Origin of the sequence: Microcoleus sp. MOSTC5, from assembly GCF_036701825.1 — a bacterium.
Classification (GTDB): Bacteria; Cyanobacteriota; Cyanobacteriia; order Cyanobacteriales; family Microcoleaceae; genus Microcoleus; species Microcoleus asticus.
Map to the genome: position 1 here is coordinate 12,967 of NZ_JAUBRK010000071.1, position 21,566 is coordinate 34,532.

Sequence of the window (21,566 nt, forward strand, 5' to 3'; positions counted from 1 at the left end):
CCAGAAAACAAGTGTAACGCATGACTACCCATCTTTGGCAAGAACAGGCAGTTGAAGAAAATGGCTTAACCACTGTTAGCGCCACAATAGAGACTGCCAACCAAGCACAATATCGTTTGTGGTATCGAGTGCAAGCGGAACACGGTTCTCTACTGACACAAAGCTGCGACCCATTTGTTGTTGCCACCATTTTCATCGCCATGAAGCACGGCACTGATATGGTGGTTCACGGCGAAGTTTCTCCCTCTTTATTGCAGAATTTAGCAGAGTTCCAAGCAGCTTGGGCGTGCTGGCGATCGGATCTTTACAAGCAAGTTGAAATCACCCCAGAAGTTGAGCGAGAACAGCCAGTAGCTAATAGGGTACATAGAGTAATTTCTGCTTTCTCTGGTGGGGTGGATAGTTGTTTAACAGCGTTTCGCCACAGCCAAGAAGGGCATAGCAGGGTACAGCGCCCTTTACAAGCAGGATTGATGGTTCACGGGCTGGATATTCCCCTTTCAGAGCCGCAAATCTTTAACCGTGCGGCGCAAAAGTCTAGGTTGACACTCGCCAGCTTGGGTTTAGAACTAATTCCGATGGTAACTAACTTCCGCGAATTCGAGCAAGATTGGGAGGACTCTCACGGAGTTGCAGTTGCGTCTTGCTTGATGCTGTTACAGGGTGGCTACTCGGAAGGCTTAATCCCCAGTTCTCTTCCTTATCATGCTCTCGTTCTACCCTGGGGCTCAAACCCACTCACCGATCCGTTACTGTCGAGCCGTACTTTTGCAATCGTTCATGATGGTGCAGCCTTTACCCGTGCCGAAAAAGTGAAGCAGCTTGCCCAGTGGCGAGAAGCTTTACAAAATCTCAGAGTGTGTTGGGAAGGCGATCGAAAAGACAGAAACTGCGGACACTGCGAGAAATGTATTCAGACTATTCTGAATTTCCGCGCCGTTGGACTCGGCTTACCCCCATGTTTTGACCAAGATATTGCTGATGAAGAGATTTTACAGGTTTTGAAAAAAACTCTATTGATTGATTATGCTCTTCTTTTGGCAGATGCCAAAGCCAATTCCATCTCTGATTCATGGGTAACAAATTTAGAGAAATTCATCGCACGCAATCAGGGACACATAAGCCTGGTTGGGGCGGAATAATTGATCAAACCTTATTCGAGGACATTTCCAGCAACTCCTGTACAGCCATTTTGATTTGTGCAGAATCTTTTACAAATCTACAAAAAGAAACTTGATAAGTCCAGGTATCATAAAATGACTCGTTTTTATGATAGGAATTTGCTAAAAAAATGTGAGGAATACGTAAAAGAATGCAGAGAATATGACCGTGCAAGCGGTTTGTAATAATCAGACGGTGTTGCCTAAATTGCTCTATTGCCTTGTGCATTATAATCCAGGAAATGCGATGTACATCGGGATCGTAAAGGCTATCAAATATTGCTGGGAAATGCTGAGGATCGGCTTGAGAAGTCTCCAAAATTGATTTGCACGAACGCCAGATTTTCCATTCACTCGAAATCCAGTCTTCTATAACTAAATTAGGTAGTTGAAATATAAAATCAGTATAAAAATCTTCTTTCAATTCTTTGTCGGTTCTACAATGATACAAAATAGAAGATTTTTCACAAGTTTTGTTGGAGGCAAAACATGACATATTTAACAGTTGAAAAGCTATATCCGGTGTTTTAATTATTTGACAGTTATGAAAATATTTAATAGCAATTTTTTCACTAGAATTCTCCCGAACAAATAAAGTTAAGTTAGGGTGAGAATTAAAGATATCAGCAGCTTTTTTTAAGTTACTTGTATTTTCAAAATAAATACTTTGCGGCATAATAATTATTTGCCGATCGCGATATTTAGAAATAATGTATTCTCGAAATTCTTGATGCTCCCTCCAGAGATCCCCCAAATTGCCTCCACCCTGAAGAATTATCGGAGCTTTACCAGCCTGTTTCTCCATCACTTCTTCAGAAAAATCTGCAATACCTGAAGCAACATATTTAATTTTTGTTTTCAAAACAGTAGTTAAGTAATATATCTCGCCTAACCAAATAAGGTGATCGCCAACATTTAAATAATCTGGATAATTCAGTAGGGAACACTCTTCAATTGAACCAATGTTTTCTAAACTTATATGCAAAGTATCGACAAATTTTGCTAACATATTTGCTTAAATAGGAATAAATTGATGTGTTTCAAAATAGTTATGTCCAGCTATAAATTTAATTTTTATTTTTTGTTCTAAAATAAAACTTTTCAATTCATCCAGTGATTCGTTGATTCGGCAGCCATCAATAATAAACACAGAAGAACTGTCGTAGTTCTCTAGAGCTATTTGGGTTAAACTTATTCCTCCTGTTTTAGGAATATGCAAAAAAATTACTGTTTCTTCTAAAACGTTTTTATGATTCATAGTAAAGTAATCTTTGAGATTAAGTAAATATTTATTCAAGCGACCTAAAGCTAATCTTTAGCATACTGCTTAAGACCATCCCAAATACCCATTACACCAGGATACGGACTGTAGTAAACGTTCTCCATTTTCTTAATTTTTTCTACCAATTTCGGTTCAGAATTACTAACAGCTATCCCCTTTAAGCCTGTTTCAAATAATGACAAATCGTTGAGCGTATCTCCGCAAGTAATTGTGTCATCAGGATTGAAATTAATTTCTGCCAAAAATTTGAGGAGGGTTGGGCCTTTGGAAATGCCTTTTGGCATGACATCAAAATAATGGTAATTTAGTCTCATGTCATAGGACAGGATGGTATCAAATCCAGCGTCGATTACTTTTTGGATGGTGCTGGGTTGAAAAGATTCTGGTTCGTAGTAGTAGGATACCCGATAGTCCGGATTAACAGATTGTAATTCTATTCCTGGTTCATTTTCTAATAGTTCCTTGACTTGTTCGTTAGCATTTCCCCAAGTTTGCGCCACCCAGTCTTGCAAAACAGAAATAGGCTCGAAGGTTTCACCATGTACGATCGTGGTTCCGACATCGCCAATGATGTATTCAGGTTTGGGTATGTTGGGTTCTTCGTCGAATAGTTTCCTAATCCTGTCAAGTTCTCTGCCGGTGACATACACCAAAAGAATGCGATCGCGCTGATCTTGAATATATTGATAAAATTCAGATCGTTGTTGGTTAGAGCCACCAAGAAACGTTCCATCTAAGTCAGTCGCCAACAGCAGTGAGTGATTATAGTCCATAAATGAAATTAACCCAAAATTAATCCACAGCGCGGTGCAAGTGTGAAGTTGAGACTTCTTTGTGCTGCTTCACCACTCCAATTTACCTCATTAGAGCCATAGGTGAATAATACTTGGTTAGGCTCCGATGCGGAAGCCGTCGCAAGGCTGTGCCACGATGGCTGAATACTGACTTTTGCTGTTTCATTTCCAGCATTAACTGCAATTACCAACACTTCTTCTGCCAATATCCGCGCAAAAACGTAAATTTGTCCTTCAGCATACAACGTTTGGTACTCACCAATCCGCATTGCTGCGTGAGTATGGCGCAGTGTAATTAGTTGACGATGATATTCCAGAATATCTCGCTCCCACTCTTCTTGTGAAGGAAAAGCTTTACGACAATCTGGATCGTAACCACCAGTCAAACCGACTTCATCACCATAGTATATGCAAGGTGCGCCAGGAAAAGTAAATAGTAACAGTATTGCTAAATATAAACTTGGGCGATCGCCTCCTGCAACGTCGATCAGCCTTGCTGTATCGTGATTGTTGATCCCGTTAAGCTGAGTTAACTGAATTTCCCAAGGATAAAGTTGCAGCAACTCATTAATTTTATCCCCATATCCAGCAGCATCCGTTGGAGGAGGTGGAGCATATTCTTTAAAATGACCTTTGACTTGGCGATCGCCGACAACAAAAGCAGTAGTAGCGTTAAGAAAAGGCAAACTTGACACGCCATCAAATTGTGTGCCATCTAACCACTCACTCGCGTCCATTGGAATTTCTCCAACAATATATGCTTCGGGATCGATCGCCTTGACGCGATCGCGAAACTCTTGCCAAAAGCCTGGAGTTTTGATGTAATCCGCAGAATCCAAACGCCAACCATCTGCACCAAGCTTAATCCAGTGTTCACCTACACGCATAATATATTCGCGTACTCCTGGATGATCTGTATTGAACTCTGGTAAAGCCCGATGGTCGTTCCATGAAGCATAATTAGCGGGACGAGACTCATCATAGGGTGAGATAGGCCAGCCTTTAATCTTGAACCAATCTACCCAAGGGGAATTTGAGCCGTTTTCCAAGATATCGTTGAAAAAATAAAAACCCCTACTAGCATGATTAAAAGTTCCATCTAAGACAAGTTTAATATTACGCCGATGAACTTCTTTAAGTAGACTTGCAAACGCTTCATCCCCCCCTAATAATGGATCGACTTGATAATAATCAAGCGTATGATAACGATGATTGCTCGCCGAGCTAAAAATTGGATTAAGGTAAATTGCATTAATGCCTAAATCTTGTAAATAATCAAGTTGTTCGATCGCCCCCCAAAGATTTCCCCCCTTATAACCGTGAAACGTAGGAGGAGCATCCCAGTCTTCTAAAGGTACATCAAGCAACCACTTTTGGTGTGGTGGGACAGTCCTAGCAAAGCGATCGGGAAATATTTGGTAGAAAACGGCGTGTTTAACCCAGTTTGGTGTATGAATCTGCATTGATAACTTCCTGATTGCAGCTCAAAAATCCGAAATAATCCAGCGCTTTTAAAATCTCTGCGGCGAAGTGAGATCGGGGCAGATAGCGCAAATCTTATAGGGAGACATGATGCCACTATAATAGCTCTGGCTGGACATATCCCAATAATACCCCAACAGGGTACGCTTTGGAAAATGGATTGGGTAGCGGTTATCGTCAACAAGAGCATAATTGACTGATATTGTCAAGTCAGTAAATGCCTCTCCACTGTAATTTGTACATTTATAAATTAATTGCTAAAATTTCATAAAATTATGTTATATATTCTCAATTCCAGCGTTAAAATCAATGGTAACAAAATTAATTGAGTTTAGAGGAGAAATGATGGGAGTATCTTTCCTGGAAAATCTTAGACAAAAAACAGAGCTAGAATTTAACGTATTAAAGTTTAGAATAGATAATTTTGGCAAACAAAATTTTAAATGTCCTATCTGTGGTTACTATGGGCCATTTCGTGATTTATCTATGCCAACGGGATCGGTAGCAAAGCACGAAAGATGTATTAGATGTCGGTCTTGGACAAGACATCGCTTGCAACAGTTAGTCTTAAATGAGTTATTTAAAGACTACGATATTTCTACAAAAAAAATATTACATTTTGCACCCGAAAAATTTTTTAAGAAAAATTTCCAAAGGTTATTTCAAGATTATATCAGTGCAGATATCCAGATGGAAGGTGTAGACGTTAAATGTGATATGACCAATTTACCCTTTGAAGATGCAGAATTTGATTTTGTCTGCGCTTGCCATGTCCTCGAGCATATTAAAGATGATTACAAAGCACTTTCAGAAATTAGAAGAGTCTTAAAACCCCATGGCATTGCTATCTTGCCCGTTCCTATTCTGGGAAAAAAGACGATAGAATACCCAGAACCTAATCCTAATGAATGGGATCATGTGAGATGTCCGGGAGAAGATTATTACGATCGCTATTTAAAATTTTTCTCTACAGTAAAAACTTACTCTTCTACAGATTTTTCTGACATTAATCAAATATACATTTATGAAGATAGGACTGTCTGGCCTAATGAACCCTGTCCTCTCCGTCCACCAACTGAGGGAGAAAAACATATTGATATTATTCCAGTATGTTACGTGTAATCATTATTTGTAGTCAATGAGTGAGGGAGAAAAGTGTTGATTTATAACCTCTCCCTTAGTATCTATCAATTTATCAATCACTTTTTCAAAGAGTTCATCAGTCACCATTATCCCTTTGTAAGAGCGATTTCTAAAAGATAGACATAAGTTGGCAGCATAAATAGGCGATTCCAATGATTTTGCATACAATTGTGTAATCAATGTTTTATCTTCAACCATTCCATGCATGAGGATAGGACTAAAAAGTCCTAGGTTTGAGAAAAGGGGTAATTCCATAATTTCATAGAGTTTGGTTAAAAATTTAGTGCTAACATCCAGTCTAGACACCCTCCCTATCTTATTTTTAATTAGTGATTTAGACGCATATATATAAAAATCCAAAAAACTATTACCTTTAGCAAAAAAAACTAACGAATTAGTCACTTTTTTAATACAAGATAGAGTTCCTTCTTCGAGATTTTTATCATCTTCTGTATCCAACCAGACTTCACGACATACTAAATAATCTTCGGTTGTATCAATTATTAAGTTATCGGGATCGAAGACTACCACATCAGCATCCATCCAAATGGTTTGTTCGTAGCCTTGGTCTAGATACTTTTTAGCTAATTCCAGCCTAGCTAAATCAGCGACGAGGTTAATTTTTCCTGCCACTTTATCTTTGTACCAATCTGGAACAAACTCAAAAAAATTGTCTTCTCTTTGGTAATGAAATCCCTTCAGTTCTGCCCAATCTTTTACCGTCTGCATACAGTTTTCCAACCAATTGGGTGTTTCATCTCCTAAATAGGATTGATAAACGATAGTTTTCATTAATAAACCTCAAGATGATTATGAGCTATGCCTTGCCAGTTGCAGGATTGGTCATTAATTTTCCTGAGACGGCAGATGAACCTGCATAGGTACCTCCCTGATGACAGCTCAAGAATCCGAAATACTCCAGCCCTTCTAAAATCCCCGCAGCAAAGTGACTTTTAGCAAGGTAGCGCTTCCCTGGTAAGGAATTGTTATGCCACTCTAATACTTCTGGCTGGGCGTTACCAACGATAATGCCACAGGAGGGAACGCTTTGGAACATAGACAGATCGTTACCCGAATCGCCGCAAATAATCGTGCGATCGCCACTAAAGCCTAAACGCTGTTGCAGAAAGAGGACGGCTAACCCTTTATTAGCCCGGTGAGGCAGTATGTCTAAATATGTGCCGCCAGCGCAGTCTACCATTTGGATTGCCAAGCCTTGGCTTTTGAGGATTGCCTCTAACTGAGGCAGCAGGGTGTAAAGGTCATCTGGCTTCGTATAGTAGCTGACTTTGAGGGGAGTCTGCTCAACAGGAGGCTGGAGGACGAAGGTAGGAAATTGCCTTCCTACCTCAACCACCTGCTGTCGGTTCCAACCCTCCAACAGCTTGGCAGTCCAGTCTGTGTCTGGGGTATAGCTACCCTGATAATAAATCTCCGTACCAACGGACAACACTAATATATCGGGTTCTAACAGTTCTTTTTCCGCTATCAGTTGTTGATAGAGGGGGAGCGATCGCCCCGTAGCATAACAAATAACCGTACCGTAGGTTCGACGCTGCTCGCTCAACCACCGATTCAAGTTTTCCAAGGCGACATCATCGCCAACCAAGGTGTAATCCAAATCCGTGACAAATAAAAACTTAGCCACTGCTCTTGCTTTAAAAAAAACTACTACTCCAGCACCAAGCCAAAACGTTTATTATTATAAAGCTATATTAAGCATTTAGTTAAGTTATGAACCTTACGCCCCCAAGCCAGTATGACTTTCTGCCTCGCTTCTACCGCCTAGCGATCGTCAATGTTCTATCCAACATCATGGTGCCGCTATCGGGTTTATGCAGCGTGGCTTTTTTGGGTCATCTGACAGACATCCACTCTTTAGCTGGGGTCGCCTTGGGTAGCATATTGTTTAACCTCATCTACTTTAGTCTCGAATTCTTACGCATGGGGACTACTGGGGTGACAGCTCAAGCAGTTGGGCGAGATGACCGAGAAGCCATGCTGCTAGTGGGATTGCGGAATGGCTTAATCGCTCTTGGCTTGGGATTAGCCCTCTTGATTTTGCATTACCCTGTGCGAGAGGTGGGGTTTGCCTTGTTGAATGCTGAACCCGAAGTCAAGGCTTCAGGTATTGCCTATTTCGATGCTCGGATTGCGGGGATGCCTGCCGCTTTGCTCAACTTTGTTCTCATTGGTTGGCTTGTGGGACGGGAGAAGAACAATAAGGTTTTAGTGCTGTCGATTGTTGGTAACGCCGCCAATGTTATCTTGAACTACCTTTTAATTATCCAGTGGGGCTGGGACAGTACAGGGGCTGGAATATCCGAAGCGTTTAGCCAGTATCTAATGTTGTTGGTGGGCCTAGTTTTAGCAATCCCAGGAATTCAGTGGCAAGAAATTCAAGCCGTCGTTCCACAGCTTAGGAATTTGTCAGCTTTCAAAACTACTTTTGCCCTCAATAGAGATATACTTACTAGAACTTTAACTGAAGTAGCCACCTTCACCATCTTTGGCAATCTCAGTGCCACAATGGGGACCGTTCTGTTTACCCAGAATACCTTGTTGATGCAGATAGGGCAAATGAGCGTCTACTTTACTAATGGACTCGGTTATGCCGTCGAAACATTGACCGGAAACTTTAAAGGTCAGGGGGAAAACGAGAAGTTTATCCCTTTAGTGAGAGTTTCAGTGGCAAGCAGCTTGTTAGTAGGATTCAGCTTTGCCGCAGCGTGTGTATTCTTTCCCCAAAACATATTTGGGTTGTTGACCAACCATACTGAAATTACTTCACACATTGATACATATGCTTGGGGTTTAATCTTGTTACTGGCATTTGCTTCAGCTTCCACGATGCTGGAAGGATATTTCTTAGGTTTAGCCCAAGGGGATATCATTCGCAACGTCAGCTTGATTGCCTCTGTCGTTGGATTTGCCCCATCAGCTATAGCCGCTTGGTACTTCCACAACAATCATATTTTGTGGCTGTCGGTGTCGTTGTTCCTGTTTGCCAAAACGGCTCTGCTGGCAGTGTATTTAACAAAATCGCTTAGCAGTGATGCCAAGACCGAGCCTGTCTCTCCGGTGCCTGTCGGAAATTAATAGCACATATCAACCCCCCACTAGCTCCAGAAGGCGCTAGCCCTCTCTTACAAATATCTTTTGGGACCGCCCACGCCAGGGAAAAACATAAAGCTTGGGGTAGAACGCATGAAAGTATTGTGCAAGTAACCCTCTACAAACTATATGGGTTTATGACGGGATGCTTTCTACCTTTTCTTTGGAGCTAGACAAATATAAAAAAATAATTATATTTTTCGGCTCGCCCTATCCTTGTCCTACAATCTTAGAGTCCGCTATAACAGGCTTGCAATGAGAGAACCACCAGGAGCTGACATTATTCTTCTCAACAGTCAGCACCAAGTTTTACTCGTACTTCGGGATAATAAAGCCTCTATCCCTTTTCCGAATACTTGGGCATTACTTGGAGGGTATATAGAAGAAAATGAGCCTCCGGAAGTAGCGATTCGCAGAGAACTACTTGAGGAAATGGAACTAGAGCTAGGTGAAGTAAAATTCTTCAAGTCTTATGTGTGGGAAGAATGCGACGAACACATTTTTTGGACTCGAATAGATTTAGATATCTGTAATACCAAGCTTCACGAAGGTCAGAAATTAGCTTACTTTAGTCGAGAAGAAATCGATCGTCTTGATTTTGCCTCTCACTATCATGAAATAATAGCGGAATTTTTTGATAGTTTAGATAAAATTATATAACTAAGCATTAATTAAAGATCATGAATAATCCAATTGATAAAAACTTCACGACTGTACTGCCGGAAAATATTGCCAAAGGACTTGCGCAGGCTTTAGATCGACTACCAGGGGGAAAAACGGCGAAAATAGAGAAACCCAATGTGGAAGGGGCGTTCAATCACATCTTATTAATTACAACAGAGGAAGATCGCTACGTTTTTCGTGCTAGACGCGAGAGTTCTTCAGAAGAAATTGAGGCATACATGAGGTATATGTATGAAGCTACTAGCTTTTTAGAAGCTGGAGGAATATTTAAACTCAGGAATATTGCTCAAGAAATTGACTTTCTCAAAAGCGCACTGGCTGTAGGCTTACCTGTTCCTAAGTTAATTCATGCCGATACAGATTGGATGCTGATTGAATATATAGAAGGGAGAACGTTCCATGAATTTGTCAAGGCTGGAGAAGTAGAAATTCTCCTCAAGATTCTGAAGGAACTTAATGTAGCTCACAGACAGGGAATTATTTATGGCGATCGCTGGGGCGATAATGAAATTATAGACTCCCAGGGAAACGTTCGTATGATTGATTTTGATATTGAATGGTCTTACGAGGGAGTCAGCAATGGAATTGTTGAAGCTTTAGAAATGGCGGTTCCCATTTTTCATTCTTTGAGACTGACAAGCACTCGCAATGATTTATTAAAAACAGTTCAAAATGATGCCTTGCCATTGCTGAAATCTTGGGGCTATAAAATCGATATAATTGGGAAGTTTATTGAAGGTTTTTGTAACTTCTACCTTGACCCCAATAAGCCAAGTAATGTCTGGTCTTTACCACCAGAATTGTATGTCTCAATGACTGAACCAGCAAATCGATTGATTGCCATATTTGCTGAAGTTGGATAAACACTACTAAAATATGCGGAACTACAGGAAGCTGTAGTACCCCGCCAAACCAAAAATGATGGCGGGGTACAATAGACATCTTGCATGAATCAATCTTCATTCCCAAATTTGATGGGCAAACGAGTAATCATATGTGTTTATCTGTGTACTACTACGCAGAAGCAAGCTACCTCTGTGGTTAAAAACTCTAAAATTTCGGCATTGCTGAATCGAGAGATGAATGGCTAAGCATGATGAGGAACAGGCACATTTCTTAGAGGAGGTCTATTTAGCATGAAAAAAATCTTATTAGGATTGAAGTCAGAGACTTACGAACATCCTTTCGATCGCAAAGCTTTAGCGTCTCTAGAAAAGATGCCTGGAGTTTCTTTATTGCTGAAGAAAGTGAATGAGTACGGTATCGATCGCCTACTTCGTTTGCAATGTTTGGGCAGTGATTTTCGCGTAACTCCCAACAATTTTCCGGGGTTGTCTCAGGCGTTGGAAGAAACTTGTCAAATTCTCGATTTATCTCCCTGTCCAGATTTATATTTGTTTCGCGGCATGGGGCATATTATTACCGTTACGATTGGTATTGAAAGTCCAATTGTAACGGTAAATTTAGAAGCCTACGAATGGCTTTCTAGCCAGGAACTGATTTATGTATTGGGGCATGAAGTCGCCCACATTAAGAGTCAGCATTTGCTCTATCATCAAATAGCGATGGTGATGCCGCTTTTAAAGAATTGGGTGAATGCAGCGACATTAGGATTTGGCGGTTTGGCGGCTAATGGGGTAGAACTGGCGTTCTGGAATTGGTTAATGATGGCAAGGTTTACAGCGGATCGGGCGGGGTTACTGGCTTGTCAGGATGTGGATGTAGCGATCGCCGCGTTGATGAAACTTGGTGGTTTACCCAGTTGCTATGTAACACCGGAAGCGATCGCTGATTTCCTCGTTCAAGTGCGCGAATTTAGCGAAAACAGTGTACAGTCTCAAGATACACTTACTAAGTTGCTCAGTTTCAACGAGTCCAGAGAATCTTGGGTCGTGATGCGCGCTTCGGAACTCCTAAAATGGGTCGATTCAGGAGACTATAAAACCTTACTCGAACAACCCAATCAGCCGCCACCATTATTATTAGACTCAGATGCGACAGAAGATTGGAATTTCCTAACGTCTTGGTAAATTCCGTATGCTATAGCAAAGTGCTGAGTAATGAACAGATGAAGGCGTTGCTAATTCCTGGGATGAAATAGGACTAGATGCTTGGAACTTCGTTCCACATCATCTCGCTTTTGAGCAACGCCAAAATTTCTATTCACGCAAGAGGTCTAATCTCAATTTAAGTTGAGATCCTTCATCGTTTTAACGTTATAGTAACGGCTATCTGTTAGAGCATTTGGAACTTGATTGGATCTAAAGGCTGCTACTAAATCCTGAATTGCCTCTTCCACCGTATGTGAAGGCACAAATCCTAATTCTTTCTTGATTTTTTCTGAGGAAATATGGTAAGAACGAAGATCGTTAGTGGGTGTAGTGACGATTTCTACAGATCCCACTACCTTATGAATCATCTCAGCAATTTCCATCAAGGTATGATTTTCGTAGCCAGCATTGAAGATTTTCCCATCGATAGCTTCATCTGACCATTGGAGAGACTTAAGATAAAGATCGGTCATATCCTCAATATGAATATTGGGGCGCTTTTGTTGACCGCCAAAAACTGTAATCTTGCCATTGTTAATAGCTTGAGTGGTGAGAATATTGACCACTAAATCTAATCGCTGGCGGGGAGAGTAGCCGCACACTGTCGCCGGACGCAGCACTAAAGTGACAAATCCTGGTTCTCGCTTACTCAGCAATACTTCCTCACATAAAGCCTTGTAACGGGAATAGTCTGTCAAAGGCAGAAGCGGCAAGTCTTCTGTAACATTGTCAGTTTCTTTAATCCCGTAAACGCTGGAAGAAGAGGCATAAATAAATCGCTTGACTCCTGAATCTTTTGCTACATCCACCAAGTCAACAAACGCATCATAATTAATTGAACGACCCAAATCCGGATCTAATTCAAAACTCGGATCGTTGGAAATGCAAGCTAAATGAATCACCGCATCGCATCCCGGCATTACTTTTTCAAGCAGTGCGCGATCGCGGATATCTCCTTGAATCTCCTCCAGATTAGGATGATTTTTGACAGCAGCTAGCACATTTGTCCCGTAGATATAGAGATCTAGCACCTTGACTTGATATCCAGCTTGCAGGAGTTTAGGAACTAAGACAGCTCCCACATAACCTGCACCACCCGTAACCAGAACTTGTTGCATCGAATTCATAGATTGATTGGTTCCTGACAGTCTTCTAGAACGTACAAATTGTTTTGGCGAACTTCAATAAGCGAGCTTTCTCCACAGGCTTTTCATTCCCCAGTATATTGGCAGCGATCGCTCCTGCCAAATTCCCCAAGAACGACCCCAGCCTTAGAGGTAAACCTAACTTGGCGCTCAAACTAGCTAGGGCAAAAAAGGCATCTCCTGCACCTGTAGTATCTTTGACCTGTTGTGTCATCGCAGGAGTCATTTCCAGTTCTCCATCTGCCTGAATTCCCAACGATCCGGAATCGGCCATTGTCAACCAGCCTTGTTGCGCCCCTAAATGGGATTGCAAAAGCTTCAGTAGTTCGTGGCGATCGCCGTATCGATTAGAAAAGGCGAGGCGAAGTTCCTGCTCGTCTATACAAAATGTATCGGCTCGTCGATATTTACTGATTAGGTTGTAACCGTAATTGGCGCTGTTCGTTTGGCAGTTAACAGCTAGGAACGGTGCTTGAGCTTGAACCAGTTCCATCACCGATGAATCAATTAATCCATGACCATAGTCAGCCAAAACGACTATATCGTAGCTTTTGATGGACTTCTCCAAAGAATCTAAGAGTTTTTGGCGCTCCTGGGGTGCTAGTCCGTCCTCATCTATAGAATTAATTGCAAAGAGTTGCGTATAACCCTTTGTTGTGCCTTGCTGTTCAATATAACGGCATTTGGTTATAGTGGAATAGCCTTCTGCCTGATGCAAATTTAGATGAAGCGACGAATCATTGATATGATTTGCAATCAAGCGATGCACATCAGGTTCACTCCCGATCGCACTTGCTACTGTAACAGAATTAGCGAAACTGGCAAGATGGCGAGCAATGGCAAAAATTCCTCCCAGGTGCTGTTCTTTTTTCACAAATCGAGTAGACGGCGCTCTACCTTTCGATGTTAATCCTTGAACAGTACAGTGAACAAACTCATCAATAATGACATCACCAAGCACTAAAACCTTAAGCGGCTGCATTGCCTCCACAGCATCTCTAACCTGCTCAAACGGATACTGCTGAGTCAAATCCCTAGCGTAATCCTTTAATTCAGCAGGGACAACATTAAGGTAATTGTTAATCAACCGCGTTGAGCTAAAAGTGATTTCCTGGGTATAGCGAACATCGCCCCCAAAAGATCTCACCTGGGCGACTTCCAGGTCAATATTTTTGGTTACATCTTTGCTTGCGTCAGCATACTCATCTCCCTTGCAGTAAATATGGGGACGCACTTTCTCAATCACCTCCAACGCCGTTACCTTCGGGGTTAAGATAACGTAATCAACGCACGCTAGTGCCGCTAGAGAACTGAAACGCAGGTCATCAGAAAATATCGGTCTTCCCGGCCCTCGATTAACGTATGGAGTAGCTGTGAGGGAAATCACTAACAAATCTCCCATCGCTTTAGCGGCTTGCAAATGAGCGATGTGTCCTGGGTGAAGTAAATCAAACACTCCATTACAGAGGACGATTTTAGACCCCTGTTGTCGGTAGCGAGCAAGTACCTCTGCACAGGTTTCAAAATCAAGATACTTTTCTGTATTGATTGCTATTTCCATTGAGACTAAGTTTCCTCAAGTACATAATCAATGTTTTACCTTTGGTAACGATTAAAATGCTTCGTCTTCAGCAATGCTCAGAGAGCTATCTTGATCAGAACTAGGCAAAGTCCCCTTAACCAAACCATCTATAATACAGTGACAAATGCACAGATGCATGATTTCTGCAAAACCGTAGGACATAGTCGGAACGTAAAAATTCAGATCTCCAAGTTGACGCAACGGGTTATTAGCTTGGAAGGCGGAGAGGGTAATTACTTGACAATCCATTTCTATTGCTTGGCGAACGCCAGCAAGGATGTTAGCTGACTCTCCCGAACTGCTAATCGCAAACAAAATATCTCCAGATTGAGCAAATAGAGAAATTGGTTTGCTAAAAACCTGTTCGTAGCCGAAGTCATTACTAACGGCTGTCAGTGAGGCGCTGTCGTTGAAGGCGATCGCTCGAATATTACCATTACGCCAGTAGTCAACTGCCTGATGGCTGGCTACACTTGCACTCCCCCCATTACCAATGAACATAACTTTTCGCTGCAGCTGATTTTGCTGATGTACTACATCAGCCGCTCGATTTATCCCTTCAGAAATTGAGAGAGATTTACCTTGACGATTGGTTATCTGAAATTTCTCGCCCAAGGCAGCTAGTTGGCGAAAGTAATCAATGGAAAACGGCAGTGGTTGGGGTAGCATTGAATACATAGATATTCTGTTATTTGCTGAGGGGGTGACAACGCCTCTGAAACCTTGATGGGTTAAGCATTTAGGCTCCTGAACCTCGCTCAAGATAACAACAAATATTATGACAGGCTGAGTGACATTATGAGAGTAGCGCTCGCCCCCAATTTTCATTCTAAGAAAGTCTAAACCCGAAAAAGTAGCGCTCGCCAGCCTCTATCTTTTTGATCGCGATCAACTTAAACCCTTGTAAGCGCAAAGCTTTCAGCTTGCGTGTCACCCCGTCAGGCAATTGCCTAAACTTCTGCTATATTTCAAGGCGCTAAAATTCAAAAAAAGCAGGTGCAAAAATATGTATTCCGCCGTAAAGTAACAAGCAAAAAATACCGCCGACGGAATACATTTGGTATGGGTCAGGATGGAGAGCAGTGGGCAAATTATCTCGAGCGGCATTCATTAGAAATCCAAGAGTTAATGAAGCTAACTCGAAATAAACGTTGCTTTTATCAACAGGGTATACAGGCTGCAACCGTTATGGGGTATATCTCATAGACCTCTCTGTTACCCCCCCAGGTATCCAATAAAGGTGTCCGCTGCCGTAGCGATACCGGAAAAGCGGCGTCCAGTTGAGGGGCTGTTCCACTGCGCTATTGCTGATGGTGTCCACAGGGTATCGAGGGTGTGTTGCGACACGTTAAAGGCTTGAAATCGGGGATAGTCTGGCACTATAGGAGCTAAAATATCGTTGCCGGGGAGCAGAGTTGTCGAGAGCACGAAGGATTGAGAAACAGTGCCGTTCGCGCTGTTCCAGATTGCCAGTTCAATGGTGGCGCTGGGCAGTCCGAGCAACCCGCACAGTTCTGATGCTATCTTTTCTGCCCAAGCTTCGCCTGTATTGGGGCGAGATTGTTTGTACAGGCAGCGACCTAGTTCTGGGTGGTAAAACCAAAACTTGGGCTTGGTTCCCATCGCCGGGCGTATCGGAGGCGGCATCTGTTGGAACAGCGATGATGAGAAATGGTGTTGTTGGCACTTGTCCGCTCGATTCCGTTTTGAAAAACTTACCCAAACCTACCCAAGTCTAGACTTTTGCTGCACATACAGCTTTCGCGAACATTGCGGTGCATCCGGCTATCGCCGTTACTCCCTAAAAAATTAAGTTGCGAGCGTGGTCAGGGAGTAAGTTTTTACCCGACTTTCAAGCTTGATCGGACAATAACAGTTTAGCCGATTGCAAAGCGCGGGACCGACAATAATATTTCACCCGACTGTCTAGGCTGGCATAACGGCTGCTGTGTTGCCCATTTTCTCACACTTGCTCAACTTGATTTTTAATTCAATTTAGATACCGCAACTTGACTATTAAATCAATTCAGTTTTTGTTAAAAACGCTAAAAAATAGCTAATTGTTGTGGAGCGTTAAAGTCGGGCATTTGCATTATAAAGTCAGGCGGAAAGCTGTACAAAAACAGGTATAATTCAGGCTTTTGCAGGGACTGCATTCTCTCTGATTGAATCGGAAAATATCCAGCAAACGCCTGCATTTCTCGGTCAAATTGCTGCTTTTTTGTGTCGAGCGTGCATTTTTCTATTGAGGTCGGTTAGGGCTGTTCTTGATTAGTAGCAAGCAATGGTTTTGCGATCGCAAACCGGACTTTTGCGTGCAGAAACAAAAATAATGCACCCCCCGTGAATACAGATTACTGCCTGTACGAATAAGGTAGAGAACTATAACGAGCATTGATAACTGAAAGTCGATCGACTGCTGTAAACCAAGCGGTCGTTCCCTCACGACTGCTGTAAACCAAGCGGTCGTTCCCTCACGGCTGTTGTAAATCAAGCCGTAGTTCCCTCACGGCTACTGTAAACCGAGTGCGTAGGAGGTCACGGAACTTCAAGCACAAGATTGAATTAAAGCGGAGGGAGCGAATAATTCGTACTCCTTCATCCGACCTTCGTAATTATTCGGTTATTGGGCCTCTCACAAATTAGAATAACTTGCGGTCGCAGAAAAGAAACAACTTTTCTTTATTTCAAACATCGCATGATCGTCCGATGTTAATGACGAATAAAAAAGCGCTCGAAAGGCGGAGTATGCGTTGACTTTTACAGTTGCCAACTCGATAGACATCGACTGTAAATAGCGATCGATCGCTACACAGGCATTTACAGTATAAAGTCAGGTAGTTGCTGTACAAAAGAGCGTGAGAATGCAGGCATTTGCAGGAACTGCACTCTACCTGTTTTTACCCGAAAATGTCCGGCTTTCCGCCTGCATTTTACTGTTCCTTTACTGCTTTTTTGTGCAAGGACTGCCTTTGCTTGTTGAGGCTGCTTTTGGCTGTTCTTTCTCGGTAGCAAGCAATGTTTTTGCGATCGCAAACCTGACTTTTACGTACACAAATAAAAACAATGCACCCTTATGAATGGGCAATTTTAGGTATCAAGGCGCTTGATTTTTACCCGATATTCGACTGTGCCGATTGCTCACATTGCTCCTGCTGTTGTGGCGGTTTTTGTGGAGGCGATCGACGCCGGAAAAGTCACAACAGCCGATGTTGTGGCAGTTGTCGGCGAGGCAGAACTTGCCCGGTTCAAGCGGAGTGCCGATCGTTGCCCCGTTTTTTGATTTCTTCGTACTGACACGGAATCAACCAGGCGATCGGCTTGATGCGGTAAATCGATCGCTCGCCAGCAGACTTATCTGTTCGCAACTCGCACCGTCGATCGAAGCCACCACCAAAAAAATTAGCTAATTTTTGTGTGCCCTAAAGTCTGGCAAGTGCCGTATAAAACCAGGCATTTGCTGTACAAAAGAGCGTGAGAATGCAGGCTTTTGCACGGACTGCACTCTACCTTTATTTACCCGAAAATATCCGGCTTGCCACCTGAATTTTTCCGTCAACTTGCTGCTTTTTTGTGTCGAGCGTGCATTTGCCTGTTGAGGCTGGTTTTGGCTGTTCTCTCTCGGTAGCAAGCAATGGTTTTGCGATCACAAACCGGGCTTTTACGTGCTGACAAAAAATATCCCCCCCCATGAATATTGAGCATATTGCTTACCCGCAGTTCAAACCTTATTGATATGGAATAAGGAACGACTCGCGAGTGGCGAATGAAGCCCAAATGCCTCAATAAGAGCGGTAAGGTATGGGACAGGCACGGCGAACTATTTTTTTGTGGGAATGTATTAGCGATCGCTCTTTACGCCTAGAGATTGCTGCTTGTATTAATCAGGTGGTGAATTATAACCGCCATTAATAGGTGGGAGTCGAGCGACTGCTGTAAACCGACCGACTGCTGTAAACCGAGTCAGGGGGTAAATTTTTATCCGACTGTCAAGCTTTATGAGACAACAACAGTTTAGCCGATTGCAAAGCGCGAGTCCGACAACAGCAATTTACGCGACTGTCAAGGCTGACATAACGGCGGCTACGCTGCCAATTTTTTCGCACTTCTGAAATTTGATTTTTAATTCAACTTCCCAAACCACAACTTGACTATTAAATCAATTCAGTTTTTGTTAAAAACGCTAAAAAATAGCTAATGTTGTGGAGCGTTAAAATCAGGGATTTGCAGTATAAAGTCAGGCGTTTGCAGTATAAAATCAGTGAGATTACAGGCATTTGCAGGGGCTGCACTTTACCTGCAAATGCCTGTAAATATCCTGCAAATGCCTGCAATTTTATGCCAAATTACTGCTTTTTTGTGCTGTTCGTGCCTTTGCCTGTTGGGACTGGTTATAGTTGTTCTCTTTCGGTAGCAAGCAATGGTTTTGCGATCGCAAACCCTGACTAATTAGTGCAGAAACAAAAATAATGCACCCTGATGAATGGCGCATCCTAGGTGTCAAGCGACTTGATTTTTACCCGCTCTTCGACTGTGCCGGTTGCTCACATTGCTCCTGTTGTTGTGGCGGCTTTTGTGGCAGCACAGGCATCAATTGCCGCAACTTTCCCATCGCGCCTGGGTAGCGATCGCTCAAAAGCTCGCTCTCTTGTTAACCAGCCATCGCGGTCAGACGTTTAATCGTCCTTCCACTGAGATCGCCTCACTCGCTATAATTTATACAAAGAAATTAAATTAAGTTAGAGTTGTGTAGGAGTCAGTCTCTACTTTGATAAGCCCCCTAATAGCCCTCTCCAATTGGAGGGGATAAAATCACCTGACTAGGGGTTTTTAATTACACTTGTTAACTTGTATCTTGGCAAGAGGTTTTTACTGATTAAAAGTTATGAAAACTTTACCGTCCGTCAAACCTAGAGAGCTGCTATCCAACCATATTCACATTCGCCTCAGTGACTCTGACTACAATCAAATTAAAGCAAGAGCAGAGCAAGTAAATTTGAGCATGAGCGACTTCATGCGCCGCGCCGCATTGAGGAGAGCCATGCCGCGCCCTCTAGCTGCATTTGACTTAAAAGCCTATCAAGTTTTGTGCAAGATTGATGCCCAGTTTAGAATTGCAGGAAACAACCTCAATCAAATTACTAAAGCTTGCAATAGTGCTGTGGCATTGGGAGAACCAGTTGTTGTCAATACAAAACTCTTAGAAAGCGTACAGCAACTCATTCGAGAAAACGGGAAGGCAATTAAAACAATAGTTGCAAACCTCGCCAAATCTACAGTACGCTAATTATTAACAAGCCTGGGCTTTACCGCCTGAGCAATCGATTCTGTGCAACTGACGGCTTTTCGGTTATGATTGGCAAACAAATCAAAGGTACAGGCTTTCGGGGCTGTCTGAACTACGTGCTGGGCAAAAAAGACGCCGCTCTAATTGGCGGTACTATGTGCGGACAAACTCCTGAAGAACTGGCTGCTGAATTTGGCATCGCCCGACAACTAAGACCTAACCTGAAAGTAGCAGTTTTTCACGCCACTTTATCTGTCTATAGCACCGAAAAACTCGAAGATTCTGAAGAAAATGACCAACGCTGGCTGGCTATCGCAGCCAACTACATGAAAGCGATGGAATTTGACAACAACCAGTACGCAGTTGTCAAGCACAGCGATACAGAACACGACCACATCCACATAGTCGCCAGTCGCATTTGCCTAGATGGAGGTGTTGTTGACGATAGCTGGGATTATTACAAAAGCCAAGAAACTATTCGCCAACTCGAACGGAACTACAACCTGGAAACTGTTACACCCAGTTGGGAAACAGACAGGCGGGCTCAGACTACAGGAGAACACAGGCAATTAAAAAGCAAGGGAAACAAGAGCGTCAGGGTGCAATTGCAAGACCTAATTGATGAAGTTACCCAAGACAACCCAAGTATGCCAGAATTCGTTGAGCGGTTGCAGCAACAAGCCGTAGAGATGCAAGTCACACTAACTGGAATCGGCTTGAGTCAAGGCATTTCTTACAATTTAGATGGAGTCGCTTTAAGTGGCACTCAATTGGGTAAAGCCTACACTTTTTGTGGATTGCAGAAGCATCGAGGCGTTAGCTATGACAAAGGGCGAGATAACGCCCTAATTGAGGCTTTAATGCAGCCACAACACTTAGCGAACGGCCCTGGCGAGACAGAGGAAAATGAGTTAGAGTCGTCACAATCCGAGTTAGTAGCAACCCTATCTGCAACAGCAAATGAGTTAGAGTTGTCATAATCTGACCTAGAAACAACTACACTTGGAACTCCTGCAACAGCAAATGAGTTAGAGTTGTCACAATCTGACCTAGAAACAACCACACCTGCAACACCGGCAACAGCAAATGAGTTAGAGTTACAACTGTCAATCCTGCCTGAAAGGAATGAAACTCAGTGGCAAAAAGTGCGATCGCATCTAGCAGTCGAGTACAGTTTACCTTTAGAATTGCTTGAAAAATTGCACTCTCATTCTTGGTTGTATGCCGACTCAGAAAAGGCTGTCTTTACAGGACGGACGCTTGAGGGAGAAGCCCAGTTCGCTTTTGTCCTCGATGAAAGAGGCAACTTTACTACAACCCATCCCCTGTCATCTGAAGCTGCTTTCTGGGTAGCCACTACCGGAGAAATTGAGCGAGCTGTAATTGCCTGTACCCCAATCGAAGCCCTTTCACTTTTGCTTATTGAACAGGATAACTCTACAACAGCACCACCCACAATTTACCTAGGAATTGAACGAGCTTCACAACTACCTATACAATTCTTACAAGAACTCGATAGCGTTATTATAGCGATTGCAGAAGATTCTATGCTCGCTCGAAATACAAGCGAGCTGCTACCGAATACAGAACTTGTTAATCCACAGTCAAGTTGGAATGATATTTGGATACAATTAATTGAGCAAGAACAGCAAACTCAAAAACAAAATAACCAACAGTATAAACAGCGCATCCAAGAAATTGAATTGGATTAGCTTTTACAGCTTTAAAAATTGATACGACTTACGCAACTGAGGAATTTTTAGACTAGACCTCTTGCAAAAAAGATTTATGTTATAATTAGAGGTTTTAAATTTCATCCCCTAGAGCTAACTCATAATTGTA

At 42.6% G+C, this 21,566-nt stretch carries 22 protein-coding genes; 12 read left to right on the forward strand and 10 right to left on the reverse strand.

Features of this window, described 5'->3' with window-relative positions; all coding sequences use genetic code 11:
* The first annotated feature begins 20 nt into the window (after positions 1–20).
* Positions 21–1,142, forward strand: coding sequence for a hypothetical protein (locus tag QUA54_RS28675; RefSeq protein WP_333417806.1), 1,122 nt, complete (start codon positions 21–23; stop codon positions 1,140–1,142).
* A 4-nt stretch (positions 1,143–1,146) separates the two neighbouring features.
* Here the strand turns inward: QUA54_RS28675 and QUA54_RS28680 are convergent, their stop codons facing one another.
* The 4 genes from QUA54_RS28680 to QUA54_RS28695 are packed head-to-tail and all read right to left on the reverse strand — an operon-like array spanning position 1,147 to position 4,699.
* Entirely contained in the window at positions 1,147–2,169 is a 1,023-nt protein-coding gene (locus tag QUA54_RS28680; RefSeq protein ID WP_333417807.1) for a polysaccharide pyruvyl transferase family protein, read from the reverse strand.
* A 6-nt stretch (positions 2,170–2,175) separates the two neighbouring features.
* A complete protein-coding gene (locus QUA54_RS28685) occupies positions 2,176–2,418 on the reverse strand; it encodes a hypothetical protein (protein WP_333417809.1) in 243 nt (80 codons plus the stop codon).
* A gap of 50 nt (positions 2,419–2,468) precedes the next feature.
* Positions 2,469–3,215 (reverse strand): HAD-IIB family hydrolase, encoded by a 747-nt coding sequence (locus tag QUA54_RS28690; protein ID WP_333417811.1) that lies wholly within the window; start codon positions 3,213–3,215, stop codon positions 2,469–2,471.
* Between the two features lie 8 nt (positions 3,216–3,223).
* Positions 3,224–4,699, reverse strand: coding sequence for a glycoside hydrolase family 13 protein (locus QUA54_RS28695; protein WP_333417812.1), 1,476 nt, complete (start codon positions 4,697–4,699; stop codon positions 3,224–3,226).
* Between the two features lie 328 nt (positions 4,700–5,027).
* Here QUA54_RS28695 and QUA54_RS28700 point away from each other — a divergent pair, with 328 nt between their 5' ends.
* Positions 5,028–5,840, forward strand: coding sequence for a class I SAM-dependent methyltransferase (locus QUA54_RS28700; RefSeq protein WP_333417814.1), 813 nt, complete (start codon positions 5,028–5,030; stop codon positions 5,838–5,840).
* A gap of 3 nt (positions 5,841–5,843) precedes the next feature.
* On the opposite strand, the gene QUA54_RS28705 is transcribed toward QUA54_RS28700, so the two are convergent.
* Positions 5,844–6,653, reverse strand: coding sequence for a hypothetical protein (locus QUA54_RS28705; protein ID WP_333417816.1), 810 nt, complete (start codon positions 6,651–6,653; stop codon positions 5,844–5,846).
* Between the two features lie 25 nt (positions 6,654–6,678).
* Positions 6,679–7,509: a sucrose-phosphate phosphatase gene (locus QUA54_RS28710; protein ID WP_333417818.1), complete on the reverse strand. Its 831-nt coding sequence runs from the start codon at positions 7,507–7,509 to the stop codon at positions 6,679–6,681.
* 86 nt (positions 7,510–7,595) lie between these two features.
* On the opposite strand from QUA54_RS28710, the gene gntT reads away from it, so the two are divergent.
* The 4 genes from gntT to QUA54_RS28730 all read left to right on the forward strand — a co-directional run bounded on the left by gntT (position 7,596) and on the right by QUA54_RS28730 (position 11,689).
* The gene (gene gntT, locus QUA54_RS28715; RefSeq protein WP_333417820.1) at positions 7,596–8,960 is read left to right on the forward strand and encodes a guanitoxin biosynthesis MATE family efflux transporter GntT; all 1,365 of its coding nucleotides are present in this window, start codon (positions 7,596–7,598) and stop codon (positions 8,958–8,960) included.
* A 270-nt stretch (positions 8,961–9,230) separates the two neighbouring features.
* Positions 9,231–9,635: an NUDIX domain-containing protein gene (locus tag QUA54_RS28720; RefSeq protein ID WP_333417821.1), complete on the forward strand. Its 405-nt coding sequence runs from the start codon at positions 9,231–9,233 to the stop codon at positions 9,633–9,635.
* A 20-nt stretch (positions 9,636–9,655) separates the two neighbouring features.
* Positions 9,656–10,522 (forward strand): hypothetical protein, encoded by an 867-nt coding sequence (locus tag QUA54_RS28725; RefSeq protein ID WP_333417823.1) that lies wholly within the window; start codon positions 9,656–9,658, stop codon positions 10,520–10,522.
* A gap of 273 nt (positions 10,523–10,795) precedes the next feature.
* On the forward strand, positions 10,796–11,689 hold the full coding sequence (locus tag QUA54_RS28730) for a M48 family metallopeptidase (protein ID WP_333417825.1): 894 nt from the start codon (positions 10,796–10,798) through the stop codon (positions 11,687–11,689).
* 152 nt (positions 11,690–11,841) lie between these two features.
* Here the strand turns inward: QUA54_RS28730 and QUA54_RS28735 are convergent, their stop codons facing one another.
* From QUA54_RS28735 to QUA54_RS28750, 4 genes are all read right to left on the reverse strand, one after another.
* Positions 11,842–12,837: an NAD-dependent epimerase/dehydratase family protein gene (locus QUA54_RS28735; protein WP_333417827.1), complete on the reverse strand. Its 996-nt coding sequence runs from the start codon at positions 12,835–12,837 to the stop codon at positions 11,842–11,844.
* A gap of 25 nt (positions 12,838–12,862) precedes the next feature.
* Positions 12,863–14,416 carry a PfkB family carbohydrate kinase gene (locus QUA54_RS28740; RefSeq protein WP_333417829.1) on the reverse strand — a complete coding sequence of 518 codons (1,554 nt, stop codon included), beginning with the start codon at positions 14,414–14,416 and terminating at the stop codon, positions 12,863–12,865.
* 51 nt (positions 14,417–14,467) lie between these two features.
* Positions 14,468–15,265, reverse strand: a complete 798-nt coding sequence (locus tag QUA54_RS28745) for an SIS domain-containing protein (RefSeq protein WP_333417831.1) — start codon at positions 15,263–15,265, stop codon at positions 14,468–14,470.
* 387 nt (positions 15,266–15,652) lie between these two features.
* Complete coding sequence (locus QUA54_RS28750; protein WP_333417832.1) at positions 15,653–16,084, reverse strand: hypothetical protein; 432 nt, start codon at positions 16,082–16,084, stop codon at positions 15,653–15,655.
* Positions 16,085–17,301: 1,217 nt separating this feature from the next.
* Between QUA54_RS28750 and QUA54_RS28755 the strand changes: the two genes are divergently transcribed.
* The 6 genes from QUA54_RS28755 (at position 17,302) to QUA54_RS28780 (ending at position 21,436) form a co-directional block, all read left to right on the forward strand.
* Complete coding sequence (locus tag QUA54_RS28755; RefSeq protein WP_333417834.1) at positions 17,302–17,517, forward strand: hypothetical protein; 216 nt, start codon at positions 17,302–17,304, stop codon at positions 17,515–17,517.
* Positions 17,518–17,574: 57 nt separating this feature from the next.
* Entirely contained in the window at positions 17,575–17,847 is a 273-nt protein-coding gene (locus QUA54_RS28760) for a hypothetical protein (protein ID WP_333417835.1), read from the forward strand.
* 1,087 nt (positions 17,848–18,934) lie between these two features.
* Positions 18,935–19,117 carry a hypothetical protein gene (locus QUA54_RS28765; protein ID WP_333417837.1) on the forward strand — a complete coding sequence of 61 codons (183 nt, stop codon included), beginning with the start codon at positions 18,935–18,937 and terminating at the stop codon, positions 19,115–19,117.
* Positions 19,118–19,322: 205 nt separating this feature from the next.
* Complete coding sequence (locus QUA54_RS28770; RefSeq protein WP_333417839.1) at positions 19,323–19,724, forward strand: plasmid mobilization protein; 402 nt, start codon at positions 19,323–19,325, stop codon at positions 19,722–19,724.
* A gap of 65 nt (positions 19,725–19,789) precedes the next feature.
* Complete coding sequence (locus tag QUA54_RS28775) at positions 19,790–20,704, forward strand: relaxase/mobilization nuclease domain-containing protein (RefSeq protein WP_333417841.1); 915 nt, start codon at positions 19,790–19,792, stop codon at positions 20,702–20,704.
* A 54-nt stretch (positions 20,705–20,758) separates the two neighbouring features.
* Positions 20,759–21,436, forward strand: a complete 678-nt coding sequence (locus tag QUA54_RS28780; RefSeq protein ID WP_333417843.1) for a hypothetical protein — start codon at positions 20,759–20,761, stop codon at positions 21,434–21,436.
* Positions 21,437–21,566: the final 130 nt, after the last annotated feature.